We start from the raw sequence: 13985 nt of genomic DNA, 5'->3' as shown, positions 1-13985 counted from the left end.
TTAAATTTAAATTAATACTTATTGTTTATTTATTAGAATCTTATTGATAGTCCGCCACCAGCACCAAAACGGTTATCGTAGCTTGCCATCAATGAAAAGTTTCGTGATAAAAAATATTCGACACCTGCATTCCAGGTGACTTCGTTTGCGAAATTATCTCCCGCAGGAAGGTCATTCACCCATCCGAAATCTGCTTGATATTCATAACTTCCGAAAATGGCTGTTCGTGGGAAAATCAAGATTTCGCGACTTAAACTGATTTGCGGCCGCAATTTGCTATCTATGCGTACATCAAGATTAAAGAGGTATGGTGTTAAAAATCGAACTCCTGCAATTGCCGTGGTTGAAAGCTCATCCAAACTATCTTCCAGTTCGTTTTCAATGTTAACACCACCAAAGACCCTCAAATAATCGTGCAGATAGCGTTCGTAGGTTACTTCGGCTTCAAGGTTTTTGTTCCATCCGTATTCTGCCATTACATTGAACTGATTACGAATGTTGGAAGTTGTAAAATTCAGCTCGGCCATATGCGATGCAACATCTACCATAGCCCAGGTATAATATTTATCAGCTTCGGTAATCAAACCGCTTATGGGGTAACCTTTTAAACGGTCGTCCCGCGGTGTGTCATAACTGAAAACCCTTGCCATACCGCTCATCATATGGTACAGAACGTGGCAATGAAAGAACCAATCGCCATACTCGTTCCCATAAAATTCAATCGTAACTTCCTGCATCGGTGGCACATTAACGGTATGTTTCAATGGCGAATATTCGCCGTTCTTGTTAATAACCCTAAAAAAGTGTCCGTGCAAGTGCATTGGGTGGTGCATCATCGTGAGATTGTTCAACGTTATTCGCGTGACCTCTTTATGGTTTATTTTAATCTGGTCGGTTTCCGAAAGTGGCACTCCGTTCATACTCCAGATATAGCGATTCATATTACCAGTGAGGTTCAGTAAGATTTCCTTAACCGGAATAGTTTTGTCATAGGTTGTTTTTTCAGGCGACTTCAAGTAATCGTAATTATATTCTGAAAACATATCCATTCCTTCCATACTGTCCATCTGCATACCTTTCATTTCAGAATGTTCCATTTTCATATCATCCATCTTCATTTTTGAATCTTTGGGCATATCCATATTCATCTTTGAATGATCCATTTTTGAATGGTCCATCTTTTCATTCATCGTTGAATCTTTTGGCATATCCATTTTATTCTCTTCGTGATTCATTTTCATTTCGCCCATATTCATTCCGTATTCCTCTTTCATTTCAAAACGTTCATCTTTTTTTGGTTGGAATTTTAAGGCGTGTGCACCCATCTTCATCTTCATTTTTGCCATTTGCTGCATCATTTTTATTTTATCGGGTTTGGCAACTACTTCCGCGGGAAGCACTTTGCCGTTTCCAATAAATGCAGTGGCAGTACCAGAACCGTCCTGTGCCATTGCCCTGAACTCAATCTTACCATTTTGTGGAATAGTAACTATAAAATCATAGGTTTCCGCAACAGCAATAAACGTTTTGTTCTTTTGTACAGGTTCAACATTGAGTCCATCGGCAGAAACCAATGTGGGCATTTCTCCACCAAAAGTCATCCAGAATTGGGTAGATGCCGAACCATTTATGATTCGCAACCTCACTTTTTCTCCTGCTTTAAAACTGCGATATTCTGGCTGTTGTTGTCCATTTACCAAAAAGGCTGGGTAATAAATATCTGCTATGTCAGCACCTTCCATTCGTTGTCTCCAAAAGTCGAGCTGTGCATCAAATGCGCCACGGGCAATTACTTGGTTTAAAGGTGTGGACGTTCCTTTTTTCATTCCGTACCACTCGTTGCCACGTTTCAGGTTTCGTAATACATTCATTGGTTTTTCATTTGTCCAGTCTGAAAGCATCAACACCAAATCTTTGTCATAATCCAAGTTTTTTTCTTTGGGGTTTATAACAAGAGAACCAAAAACACCACTTTGTTCCTGCAACATTGTATGTGAATGATACCAATAGGTGCCTGCCTGTTTTATTGGAAATTCATATTTAAAGGTTTCTCCGGGGCGAATGGGGGGCGTGGTTAAATAGGGAACACCATCCTGAAAATTGGGCAGCAAAATTCCGTGCCAATGGACAGATGTTTCTACGCTCATTTCATTTTTTACATAAATAACCGCATATTCTCCTTCCGTAAATTCCAAGATCGGACCTGGAATAGTGCCGTTTACGGTCATTCCTTTTACTTCCTTTCCAGCTTTATTTACCATTTCTTCCTTGATGGTCAATGTGTATTCGTGAACTGGTAGATTTTCATTGTTTCCTTCCTGGGACTGCTCATAAATGTTTTGACCAAAAATGGTTTGGCATCCCATTATAATAAGCAGTGATATGTATTTTATCTTTTTCATTTTTGATAATTTTTTTAAATCAACCTATGAGTTGGTTAAATAATTGATGACAGCGGACTGCACATAATAATTTTTCAAGGCTTCGATTTGCTGAAGTTGAAATTTCAATTGCAATTCCTGAATGTCCAACACATCATTGAAATCAATAGTCCCCGTTTCATAATTTTTGATTAATATTTCTTCGGCTTGCTCGGCCTGTTCAAGATTTTTCTGTTGGGTGTTGAATTTTATCCGTGCTTGGTTACGCTGTGATATGGTTCTGGCCAAATCTGACTCCAACATATTTAACCGTTCATCTTTTTGGGATTGGATCTCCTGTTGGCGTAAATCATTCTGTTTTGTAATGGATTTATAGCGATTATTGAAAATGGGAATTGTGATTGAAAACATCGGCATTACAATGTCTTTACCGTTATCTATCATATTCATATCCGTTCGTTCAGAAACGGGAATGTAATCCAACCCGAAACCAAACATAGGCTGGGCTTCACGCAGATTGAGCAATTCAGATTGTGTTACAGATTCATAAAGCTTGTCATATTTCAGCAATTCTGGATTTAGCGAAAGTGAATCAAATGATAGTTGCATATCTTCCATCGGCATATCTAAACTGTCAACTACCGTAATATCCTTATCATAATTGCGGTTCAATAAACTGTTCATAGCCGCCTGAATGCCCTTTGACTGTTGGGTTAGCACTTCTTTTTCCTGTTGCAGTTCATTTTGTCTAATCTGTAATCGCAATACGTCCACCGCAGATGCCTTACCCACTTCCACGGAAGTGAGCGCAAGGCGTTCATAAGTTTGAAGCAGCTCAATGTTTTGGTCAAGTACAAGCTGTTTTGCCCTTATTTCATAAAGTTGATAGTAGAATTGGGATACTGAAAGTGCAAGCTTGCGTTTTGCAATCGTAACTTCCACGTAATCGGCATCAGCCATTGAAGATGCATAATTTTCCCTTGCAGTGATAGTGCCAAACCAAGGCAACATTTGTTTTACAGAAAACCGGGCGCGTTGCGCTCCCACACGTGTTTCAGGTTCACTCACAAAATACCCTGCGCTCACTTCGGTATTGGGAATCCAATTGGCTTCGTTGACCTTTTCAGAAGAAATATCATATCGCAACTGAAATTTTTGAATTTCCGGACTGTTGGAAATGGCTTCGTCTATGTAGGTTTGTAAGTTTTGAGATTGGGCTGAAATACTGAATATTAGGAATAGGATGAGGCTAGAAGCTAGAAGTTGGAAGTTAGAACAATTGAAGCTGGAAGCTGGAAGCTGGAAGTTGGAAGATTTTGTAAATTGGAAGCCAGATGCTAGAAGCTGGAAACTGGATTGATTATCTCTTTCAATGAAGTTAGAGTCTGTAGTTTTGTATTTCGAAAAATCAATAGCAAGTCTATATCTCTGAAAAGCCGTAATAAAATTAAAATCTACATTCTTTAATAGATAACATAAACTTCTAAATATTCTTTGAGTTGTCATAATAATAATATTTTTTTTATCCAATTTCAAGCCTCTAGCATCTAGCATCTAACTTCCAGCCTCCAGTATCTAACTTCTGGCTTCCAGCCTCCAGCATCACTAAAAAGTTTTCCAGGTCTGATGCAAACGATTAATCTTTTTGCCGATTTCAGAATTCTTATTGATTAAATCCAAATGCGTTTTTTCATCCAAATAATTACAATCCTTCGCAAAATCCAACCAAGTCTCCGTTTCCCCATTTGAACCTAAAGATGTAATTAATTGCTGTTTAAATATTTGCTCGTAATTTCTTTTAGACCAACCTTCGGAAATATTCGCTGCTACCGACCGGGATGACCTTACCATTTGTGAAGTCAATGAATAAACCTCCTCTTTTGGGAATTTTCTTGATAGCCAAAAAACTTCCATTGCCAATTGATATGAATCATTATAAATATCTAAATCCGTAAATGTCTTAATCATAATATTGAGTTTTAATTTATATTCCTTTTTCAAAATTCAGCATCTAATTTCTAGCTTCCAGCTTCTAACCTCTAGCCTCTAGTTTCCAGCTTCTAGCTTCATCTTTTTCTTCGCAGCGCGCTCCTTCTTCCAACTATATAATACTGGTACAAGAAAATAAGAGGTTGTGTCCAAAAGCATTCCTCCGAAAATGGGAATGGACATCGGTATCATAATATCACTTCCTTTTCCGGTGGAAGTCAAAACTGGTAAGAGCGCCAAAATGGTTGTGACCGTGGTCATCAAACAAGGACGGATTCGTTTTGAAGCAGCTTCCAAAGTAGATTTTCGAATTTCTTGTATATCTGTAGGATCATTTTTATCGAATGTTTGTTTCAGATAGGTGGCCATTACCACACCATCGTCCGTTGCAATCCCGAAAAGGGCAATAAAACCTACCCAGACTGCCACACTCAAATTGATGGTTTTTATATTGAAAAGATCTCGCAGGTTTTCGCCAAAGAAACTGAAATTCAAAAACCAATCTTGTCCATAAAACCAAATCATCACGAAACCACCTGCAAAGGCCACTGCAATTCCTGTAAAAACCATAAAGGTTGTGGAAACCGAACGGAACTGGAAATAGAGAATCAAGAAGATAACCAACAAGGCTAAAGGAACAATAACCGATAGCGTTTTTTCGGCACGTAATTGATTTTCATAAGTTCCCGTGAATTTATAGCTGATGCCTTTGGGAACTGTTAATTCGCCATTATCAATTTTTTGCTGAATAAGCGCTTGGGCGGTTTCAACCACGTTTACTTCCGCAAAGCCATCTAATTTGTCGAATAAAACATAGCCTACCAAAAAAGTATCTTCGCTTTTGATGACTTGCGGACCTTGCTCGTAACGAATGCTTGCCAATTCGCTCAACGGAACAGGACTGCCCTTTTCAACAGGAACGTAAATCTTTTTCAAATCGGAAGGGTCTGCACGAAGTTCCCTAGGGTAACGAATGCGAACACCGTAACGCTCCCTGCCTTCCACGGTCTGGGTCAATGACATTCCACCTACAGCAACTTGAAGTACATTTTGAACTTCTTCAACGGTAACTCCGTAACGCGCCAGGTTTTCCCTGTTAATGTCAATAAGAAGGTAGGGTTTTCCAACGATGCGGTCTGCGAAAACGGCTTCCTGTTTTACGCCTTCGGCCTGTTTCAAAATATTTTCAAGCTCGAGACCAAAAGCTTCAATCTGTTTTAAATCCTGCCCTTTAACTTTTATACCCATTGGCGCACGCATTCCGGTTTGCAACATAACCAAACGGGTTTCTATGGGTTGCAATTTTGGGGCAGATGTCACGCCTGGAAGTTTGGTCACTCTTATGATTTCATTCCAAATATCGTCCGGGGAATTGATTTCCGGACGCCAATTTCTGAAGAACTCGCCATCATCATCGGCAATCAGTTTATTAGGTGATTCATTAACGGTAATTGAAACTTTTTGGCCGTTTTTTCGATAGTTCTCGACTGCGCTCGAACTGACATCTGTATTAGGATTGGCCACCAGACTACTGTCTTTTCGAATAAAAAATCCGTCATCGTTTACTTTATAGCGTTGCCGTTCGCCTTTATCATTCAACATATATTCAGATTTATACTGAATCATATTTTCATACATCGATAAGGGGGCAGGGTCGAGCGCGGATTCGGTCCTTCCTGATTTTCCAACTACGGTTTCAATTTCGGGAATGCTCGCCACTGCCATATCCAATTGTTGCAATACACGTTTGTTTTCTTCAACGCCTGCGTGGGGCATCGAAGTGGGCATCAACAAAAATGAGCCTTCATTGAGGGATGGCATAAATTCTTTCCCTGTATTTTTATAAATGATAAAACCAAGGATTAAAAGTGTTGTGGGAATGGTTAAAAATAACAGTCTGTTTGCCAACGCCCATTTAAGGATTCGGGAATAATAATTTTTGAAAAGTGAAAAACTTGCCAGCAGCCCAAAACAGATAATGCTCACGAAAATAAGATTCCAGAAAACATTCTTATCAACTCCCAATGGCCGCCAGTACTCCGCTAACAGAAATACAATAGCCGCCACTGAAAGATAGATGCTGTATTTGCTTGAGCGTTCTTTAGACCACTTTCCACGAAGTTTCGCAAAGGCCAAAAAACTAAAGCCGATCAAAATAAGACCTATCCAATGCCCGAATATTACAGCAACAAAGCCAGCAACCAACAATAAACCGCCAATCCCATAATTTGTGCTTTTTCTTATATTTCTACTTTTGAACAAAAACGCCGCAAAGGGTGGAATCAAAAACAAGGCTATAATAATGGATGCTGTAAGTGCGAATGTTTTGGTAAATGCCAGGGGACGGAAAAGTTTTCCTTCTGCACCAATCATCGTAAATACCGGAATGAAACTTATGATTGTTGTCGCCACCGCCGTAACGATAGCTCCTGAAACTTCGGCAGAGGCATTGTAAACGATTTTGTTTATTGGAAGACGTTGGAAGTTAGAAGTTGGAAGTTGGAGGCTGGATTCGCTCTCTTCCAGCTTCTGGCTTCGAACCTCCAGCTTCTGGCTTCCAGCTTCCAGCTTCGAGTTTCGAGTTTCGAGCTTTTCATTTTCTTCATCAATATGCCGAATAATGTTCTCCGAAAGGATAATTCCTACGTCCACCATCGTCCCAATTGCAATAGCAATTCCCGATAGTGCAACGATATTAGCATCAACACCAAAAAACTTCATTGCGATAAAAACCATCAACACTGCCACGGGTAACAGTCCCGATATAAGAATAGATGCTTTAAGGTTGAATACCATCACAATAATTACAAGAATGGTAATCAGTATTTCCAGTGTCAATGCCTCATTTAGCGTACCCAAGGTTTCTTGAATGAGTTCTGTGCGGTCGTAAAAGGGAACTATGGTAAGCTGTGAGGTTCTACCATCGCTCAAAATTTTGGAAGGCAAACCTGTGCTCAATTCCTTTATTTTTTCCTTCACATTATTGATGACCTCCATCGGATTCGCGCCATATCTTGCTACCACGACAGCTCCAACCACTTCGGCTCCTTCTTTGTCCAAAATGCCACGTCTAGCTGCAGGACCTAAAGAAACATTCGCGATGTCTTTTATGGTAATGGATGTGTAGTTTTCAGATGTTACGACAGCATTTTCAATATCCGCAACAGATTTTACATAGCCCAAGCCACGCACTAAATATTCTGCCTGGTTGATTTCCAACGTCTGTGCGCCAATGTCTTTATTGCTTTCCTTTACGGCTTTTACCACTGCGCCCAAGCTAATGTTGTACTGCCGCATCAATTCAGGGTTAACATCAATTTGATATTCCTTTACATAACCACCAATGGATGCCACTTCCGAAACGCCACTTGCGGATGCCAAAGCATATTTCACGTAATAATCTTGAATGCTACGTAGTTCTTGTAAATCCCAACCACCCGTAACGTTGCCATCTTTATCACGACCTTCAAGCGTGTACCAGAATATTTGTCCCAAACCGGTTGCATCTGGGCCTAAAGCAGGATTTACGCCTTCGGGCAATAATCCACTTGGTAAGGAATTGAGTTTTTCGAGGATGCGGCTTCGGCTCCAGTAAAACTCTATATCCTCTTCAAAAATGATATAGATACTCGAAAACCCGAACATAGAAGAGCTACGAATCGTTTTCACACCAGGAATACCCAACAAGCTTGTAGTTAATGGATAAGTAATTTGGTCTTCAATATCCTGTGGTGACCGACCGTCCCATTTCGTAAATACGATTTGTTGGTTTTCGCCAATATCCGGAATAGCATCGACCGCTACGGGGTCACTTGGCAAAATTCCCGTGTTCCAATTAAAAGGTGCGTAAACAGTTCCAAAACCCACAAAAACGATGAGCATTAAAACGGCGACGAGTTTGTTTTCTATGAGAAATTTGATGCTTTTATTTAGCATTTTTTATAGACGTTTGAAGTTAGAAGCTGGATGCTGGATGCTGGATGCTGGATGCTTTATATTAAAGATTTTTAGTTCCTTAAATATAGCATATAACAACTGCCTTTTCAACCTTTTAAAAAAAGATGAAAATAATTACGCTAAAAAAAAATCAAATTAAATAAGTCTCGTCAAGTTTGTAGAGCTGCCTGACTATAAGTGGTGCTGGATTTGCTTTTAAAGATGGTCTAGCTTCTTTTACAGAAGGAAATAGATTGATGTAGGTATGAAAAAAGACAGCAACAAAAGTTTGTTGGTCAAAGGAAATTTTATCGAAATTTATTTTTAGCTCGTCCTGCCCTTTTATAAACTCGGTTTCCTCGCTACAGCAATTCTTTTTGGTAATAGAACAATCTGAACTCTTTAATGTGTTGTCGGATTGATATTCAGATTCCATTCCACAGGTTTTCGCTTTTAGAAAAATTGAACTGTCCACCAAGCTGTCTCCACAATAATGCGAACTTATAGTAAATGACATCGTAGAAAATAGGACTACGAATGCCATTAAAAAAGAAATTGCTTTATGGAATACTTTTTTCATTATCTACGAAATTATGAAATATAATAGTATTTACTCTGTTTTTAACTTATTGTTTTTCTTTAAGAGGCTTAATAGTAAGTATTAAAAGAAAGAATATATTCCTAAAAACGGTGAGAATTTAATAAGCTGAACAAGAATATCAAAAAATCTATATGGCTATTGACATAATCTAAACTAGAGTCGCAACAGGTCAAACTAACCGAACGCGAAAGGTAAAGTCCCCTACTTATTCTGTATTTTGTGAAATAAAAAAAGCTCCACATTTCTGTGAAGCCTTATCTTTTTTTTCTAGTAGCGGGAACTGGACTCGAACCAGTGACCTTCGGGTTATGAGCCCGACGAGCTACCTACTGCTCTATCCCGCGATATGGACGGCAAAGATACAAAGTTTTTAGAGTTTGAAAGAAATATTTACTGATTTTTTCAAAAATAAACTTCATCCTGTTTTTTCAACCATTCTTTACTTATATTTAGGTTATGGAAAAAGGTTTCAAAAATTCGGTTTATGCCATTCTTGCTATAGGCGCGTTATTTATTATCGGAACCATTTCGATAAACATAGTGCTGAAAAACAAGCTTGAAAACTTTATACAAGAGCGGCTACCTGATAATATGATCCGCGCTTTTGAAGATATTACTGTAGAAACTTTCGGAGGTTCATTATCGGTTACAAACGCTTCCCTAATAATCAAAAACAAAAATAATAATATAGAGCACACTTTCATAAATGTTGAAAAACTTAAAATTTCCGATATAAGTTACTGGGATTATTTATTCAATGACGAAATACATATCGAAAACATTACGCTGGAGAACCCAACAATAGCATACTACAAAGACAGGGTGGAAAAGAATAAAGATACCCCTAGCAATGGGATTATTTCAATATACAAACCCATTGTTATAGACCGTATAAAAATCAACAATACAAAGCTTGCCATTTATGAAAAAAGCAAAGACTCTACAAATCTTTACACCAAAGGACTTTCAGTAGAATTGGATGGAATAAGAATAGACAACAACACTATTATCCGGAAAATTCCAATTGAATACGATACTTATAAAGCAAAAAGCGATACCGTTTTTGTGAAAGTGGGACCCTATGAAAATCTTACGGTAAGAGATTTTTCTATTGCAAACCGAAATGCGCGCTTTGAGAAACTTACGCTAAAAACAAAATATTCCAAAAAAGAACTTTCAAGATTAATTACAAAGGAGCGCGACCATTACGACCTTACACTGCAATCCCTATCTATTGATAATATTGATTTTGGATTTGAAAGCAATCGCTTTTTCGCCAAGAGCGATATGGTTTCTTTGGTGGCTCCTATACTTGAAGTTTACCGTGATAAGTTAGTGGCGGACGATCCTAAAATAAAACCGCTTTACGGCAGGATGCTTCGTGACTTACCCTTTGAATTAACGGTGGATTCTTTAAAGATTACTAATGGAAAGATAAAATATGAAGAGCGTGTAAAATCTGAAAACATGGGCGGTTCCATCAATTTTGTTGAGCTTAACGCAACTATTTCAAATGTGAGCAATACTTACGAGAAACCCGAAACAACCAATTTAAAAATAACGGCAGATTTTATGGATAATACTCCATTTACAGCGTTCTGGAGCTTTGACGTTAACAACAAGAATGACGCTTTTCTCTTCAAAGCAAACGTAGGAGCACTCGTTGCTGACAAGATGAATAGTTTCACAGAACCAAATTTGAAGGTTAAACTTGAAGGCCGAACCAATAAAACTTATTTCACCATTGATGGAAACAACGAAAATGCTACCACAGATATGAAAATAAATTACTCGAACTTCGATGTTACTTTGCTAAGAAAAGACGGAAAAGGTGAAGATAAATTTCTTTCCGCTATCACAAATATTTTTATTTCGAAAAACAGCAAAAATAAAGAAGATAACTTTAAAGAGGGAACCGCCGAAGCAACAAGAGATAAAACCAAATCAATATTTAATTTTCTGTGGATTAGCGTAAAAGCTGCCCTAACAAAAATAATGATTTAGAATATTAATGGCTTATCCATTGAATAGCTTGAAGCCTTTGCTCTGTAGTAAAAACGCGAAGATCCGCATTAAAAAAAAGCTTTTCAAGTGTACTTAATAGTTGCAACCACTTTCGGTCCGTAACTACTGCAACTCTTTCAAAACGATTTGCTGTTTTAATTTTAAAAGGAAAACTTTTCACAACAGCTTTTAACGAAATATCCGCATTAACAGTATCCTCAATATATAGGCTTACTTTATCATAAACCTCTAGTTTTTCGTAAACTTGAGTCTGTATTTTTTCAATTGAAATTTCGTTGTATGGACCGTCAATTATAAATCCAATAATATTATCAGAAAGGCTGAAAGAGGAGAGCATAGGGGATTTTGCTTTGTTTATCGCAATAAATTTATAAAAATTAAATTTACTGTCCAATATTGTTCGCTGAAAAACCAATAAGTTCGCCATCTTGAAAGGAAACGTCAAGTTCAATTGGGTTACAGCAAATCTCGCAGTCTTCTATATATTTTTGTTGCCGTATAGAAGAATCCAGCAACATTGATATTTCTTCCCAACAGTGCGGGCATTGAAAAAAATGTTCGTGCATAACTTAGGCTTTAGGCTTTCAAAATAAAATAATTGGCGCTATTTTGAAGGATATTTTCACCCAATTCTTTTTTAAGCATATCAAAAGTCTGATAATTTACGATAGGGATTCCACCGTTTCTTGAAGCAACTCCCATTCTTCCATCAGCTTTTTTAGCTTCTTTTTCTTTTCTTGGTACTTGTCGAAAAAGTGAGGTTTGGCTATGGTTTCTTCGTAATTGATTAGCAATTCTGTGTCGATAGTTGCAATCTCTTTTTCCAAAGAAGCAATAGACGATTCCACATTGCTCAACTTATTTTTTACTGATTTTAGCTTTTTCTGAATTTCGTATTCTTCGCCTGCGCTTCTTTTTTCCTTTACTGCGGAAACAACCGTTCTTTTTTCAGCTTCGCGTAGATTTTGAAGATTTCGCTGTTCAAGAAAATAATTAATATCACCCAAATATTCTTTAATGTGATGGTCCTTGAATTCATAAACTTTATTGGTCAAACCTTGTAGAAAATCACGGTCGTGGGAAACCAAAAGTAGGGTTCCCTCAAAACTTTTCAATGCTTCTTTCAAAACGTTTTTAGACTTAATGTCAAGGTGGTTTGTAGGCTCATCCATCACCAAAACATTGAAGGGTTGCAACAGAAGTTTTGCAAGCGCCAAACGGTTTCTTTCGCCACCGCTTAGAACGCGCACGTATTTTTCAACTTCGTCACCACGGAAAAGGAAAGAACCCAAAATATCACGCACGCGGCTTCGGTTTTTTTCATTTGCGGCATCAATCATTGTGTCGAGGACGGTTTTACTGCCATCCAAATAATCAGCTTGGTTTTGCGCAAAGTAGCCAATTTGCACATTGTGGCCCAATGTGAGTTTGCCGCCGTACTCTATTTCCTCGACAATGATTTTCGCCAAGGTAGATTTTCCCTGTCCGTTTTGGCCCACAAACGCAAGCTTGGTATCCCGATCGACCCTTAAATCCACTCCGGTCAAAACTTTTTTATCTCCGTAACTTTTTGAAATGTTCTCCGCGTCAATCACTACTTTTCCAGGCGTGATTGAAACAGGGAAACGCAACGTCATCACACTGTTGTCATCCTCATCAACCTCAATCCTATCAATTTTATCCAGCTTTTTAATTAATGACTGCGCCATTGTAGCTTTACTAGCTTTTGCACGGAATTTATCAATCAGCTTTTCAGTCTGCTCTATCTGCTTTTGTTGGTTTTTTTGCGAAGCCAATTGCTGTTCGCGCAATTCATTCCGAAGTACCAAATACTGCGTGTAAGGTTTGTTGAAATCGTAAATCTTCCCAAGGGAAATTTCAATCGTGCGATTGGTTACGTTATCCAAAAACATTTTATCGTGCGAAACGATAACAACGGCGCCTGTATAGCCTTTCAAAAATTCTTCCAACCAAAGAATGGATTCAATGTCCAAGTGGTTTGTAGGCTCATCCAGCAGCAAAATGTCATTATTTTGAAGCAATAGCTTTGCAAGCTCAATTCGCATTCGCCAACCTCCGGAAAAGGTTTCGGTAAGTTTCGTAAAATCTTCTCTTTGGAAACCCAAACCTTGCAAAATACGTTCGGTTTCGCCCTGGTAATTGTACCCGCCGTGTATTTCATATTGATGCTGAACATCGTTTAAATCTACCATTAATTGATGATAGCTATCGCTTTCGTAGTCTGTGCGCTCGGCGAGTTGGGTGTTTATTTCTTCGAGATTTTTTTCAAGTTTTTTGATTTCGGTGAACGCTTCATAAGATTCTTCCAAGACCGATCTTCCTTTTTGAAAATCTATATCCTGTTTTAAGAAACCGATTGAAATTTCCTTATCTGTCGCTATCTGGCCAGTATCGTACTCCTGCTCTCCCGCGATAATTTTCAGAAGAGTTGACTTGCCCGCTCCATTTTTACCAACCAAACCAACCCGATCTCCGGGTTTTAGTTGAAAGGTTATTTTCTCGAACAAATAGTCACCTTGAAAGGAAACCGAAAGATTGTGGATATTGACCATTGGTTATTTATAAATTAGGAAGTATGAATTACCGCCAAAATTTCTGCAAAGATGCTTATTTTTGCGGTGCTAAAAAAACCGATAATGCAATTACTTAAAGGCTCTAAACTCTACAGTGTTTTTACTAGCACTTGTCCTGTTTGTCACGAGGGCGATATGTATTTGGAAAACAATCCTTACAAAATTTCGCAACTCATGAAAATGTACGACCGTTGTAGCCATTGCGGGAAAAAGTTCAAAATAGAACCATCGTTCTTTTTTGGGGCAATGTATGTAAGTTACGGTGTTGGTGTTGCAGTAGCCGTGGCGGCGTTTATTATTTCATTTCTATTTATTGGGCTTGATAGAAATTACTCTTTTCTAGCAATTATCTTAACATTAGCCATTTTATTTCCACTCATAGTAAGAATTTCACGTAATATATGGATCAACTTTTTTGTGGACTACGATAAAAATAAAGCAAAGTCTTAAAATAAGAAA

Annotated in this window: 10 protein-coding genes and 1 tRNA gene; 2 read left to right on the top strand and 9 right to left on the bottom strand. The window is 38.2% G+C overall.

What is annotated here, in order from left to right; all coding sequences use genetic code 11:
- Positions 1-32: 32 nt before the first annotated feature.
- The 6 genes from ESV24_RS01155 to ESV24_RS01130 form a co-directional block, all read right to left on the bottom strand.
- Positions 33-2402: a multicopper oxidase domain-containing protein gene (locus tag ESV24_RS01155; RefSeq protein ID WP_111813618.1), complete on the bottom strand. Its 2370-nt coding sequence runs from the start codon at positions 2400-2402 to the stop codon at positions 33-35.
- Between the two features lie 24 nt (positions 2403-2426).
- A complete protein-coding gene (locus tag ESV24_RS01150; RefSeq protein WP_235003958.1) occupies positions 2427-3887 on the bottom strand; it encodes a TolC family protein in 1461 nt (486 codons plus the stop codon).
- A 99-nt stretch (positions 3888-3986) separates the two neighbouring features.
- Positions 3987-4349, bottom strand: a complete 363-nt coding sequence (locus ESV24_RS01145) for a four helix bundle protein (protein ID WP_111813616.1) — start codon at positions 4347-4349, stop codon at positions 3987-3989.
- A 78-nt stretch (positions 4350-4427) separates the two neighbouring features.
- A complete protein-coding gene (locus tag ESV24_RS01140) occupies positions 4428-8306 on the bottom strand; it encodes an efflux RND transporter permease subunit (RefSeq protein WP_111813614.1) in 3879 nt (1292 codons plus the stop codon).
- 151 nt (positions 8307-8457) lie between these two features.
- Entirely contained in the window at positions 8458-8886 is a 429-nt protein-coding gene (locus ESV24_RS01135; RefSeq protein WP_111813612.1) for an HYC_CC_PP family protein, read from the bottom strand.
- A gap of 292 nt (positions 8887-9178) precedes the next feature.
- Positions 9179-9251, bottom strand: a tRNA-Met gene (locus ESV24_RS01130).
- A 112-nt stretch (positions 9252-9363) separates the two neighbouring features.
- On the opposite strand from ESV24_RS01130, the gene ESV24_RS01125 reads away from it, so the two are divergent.
- A complete protein-coding gene (locus ESV24_RS01125; protein ID WP_111813610.1) occupies positions 9364-10911 on the top strand; it encodes an AsmA family protein in 1548 nt (515 codons plus the stop codon).
- A gap of 4 nt (positions 10912-10915) precedes the next feature.
- Here the strand turns inward: ESV24_RS01125 and ESV24_RS01120 are convergent, their stop codons facing one another.
- From ESV24_RS01120 to ESV24_RS01110, 3 genes are all read right to left on the bottom strand, one after another.
- Positions 10916-11269 (bottom strand): SpoIIAA family protein, encoded by a 354-nt coding sequence (locus ESV24_RS01120; protein WP_160110575.1) that lies wholly within the window; start codon positions 11267-11269, stop codon positions 10916-10918.
- 46 nt (positions 11270-11315) lie between these two features.
- Positions 11316-11498: a CPXCG motif-containing cysteine-rich protein gene (locus ESV24_RS01115; protein ID WP_111813606.1), complete on the bottom strand. Its 183-nt coding sequence runs from the start codon at positions 11496-11498 to the stop codon at positions 11316-11318.
- A gap of 96 nt (positions 11499-11594) precedes the next feature.
- Positions 11595-13505 carry an ABC-F family ATP-binding cassette domain-containing protein gene (locus ESV24_RS01110; RefSeq protein WP_111813604.1) on the bottom strand — a complete coding sequence of 637 codons (1911 nt, stop codon included), beginning with the start codon at positions 13503-13505 and terminating at the stop codon, positions 11595-11597.
- Positions 13506-13589: 84 nt separating this feature from the next.
- Here ESV24_RS01110 and ESV24_RS01105 point away from each other — a divergent pair, with 84 nt between their 5' ends.
- Positions 13590-13976 carry a DUF983 domain-containing protein gene (locus ESV24_RS01105; RefSeq protein ID WP_111813602.1) on the top strand — a complete coding sequence of 129 codons (387 nt, stop codon included), beginning with the start codon at positions 13590-13592 and terminating at the stop codon, positions 13974-13976.
- The last annotated feature ends 9 nt before the right edge of the window (positions 13977-13985 follow it).

Origin of the sequence: Aequorivita lipolytica (assembly GCF_007997135.1) — a bacterium.
Lineage (GTDB): Bacteria > Bacteroidota > Bacteroidia > Flavobacteriales > Flavobacteriaceae > Aequorivita > Aequorivita lipolytica.
The sequence above is the reverse complement of the archived record's forward strand: the minus strand, read 5'-3'. Positions and strand labels throughout refer to the sequence as shown.

Coding starts and splice junctions, on each gene's coding strand:
- ESV24_RS01155 (WP_111813618.1), bottom strand. CDS start 2,402: ATGAAAAAGATAAAATACATATCACTGCTTATTATAATGGGATGCCAA.
- ESV24_RS01150 (WP_235003958.1), bottom strand. CDS start 3,887: ATGACAACTCAAAGAATATTTAGAAGTTTATGTTATCTATTAAAGAAT.
- ESV24_RS01145 (WP_111813616.1), bottom strand. CDS start 4,349: ATGATTAAGACATTTACGGATTTAGATATTTATAATGATTCATATCAA.
- ESV24_RS01140 (WP_111813614.1), bottom strand. CDS start 8,306: ATGCTAAATAAAAGCATCAAATTTCTCATAGAAAACAAACTCGTCGCC.
- ESV24_RS01135 (WP_111813612.1), bottom strand. CDS start 8,886: ATGAAAAAAGTATTCCATAAAGCAATTTCTTTTTTAATGGCATTCGTA.
- ESV24_RS01125 (WP_111813610.1), top strand. CDS start 9,364: ATGGAAAAAGGTTTCAAAAATTCGGTTTATGCCATTCTTGCTATAGGC.
- ESV24_RS01120 (WP_160110575.1), bottom strand. CDS start 11,269: ATGCTCTCCTCTTTCAGCCTTTCTGATAATATTATTGGATTTATAATT.
- ESV24_RS01115 (WP_111813606.1), bottom strand. CDS start 11,498: ATGCACGAACATTTTTTTCAATGCCCGCACTGTTGGGAAGAAATATCA.
- ESV24_RS01110 (WP_111813604.1), bottom strand. CDS start 13,505: ATGGTCAATATCCACAATCTTTCGGTTTCCTTTCAAGGTGACTATTTG.
- ESV24_RS01105 (WP_111813602.1), top strand. CDS start 13,590: ATGCAATTACTTAAAGGCTCTAAACTCTACAGTGTTTTTACTAGCACT.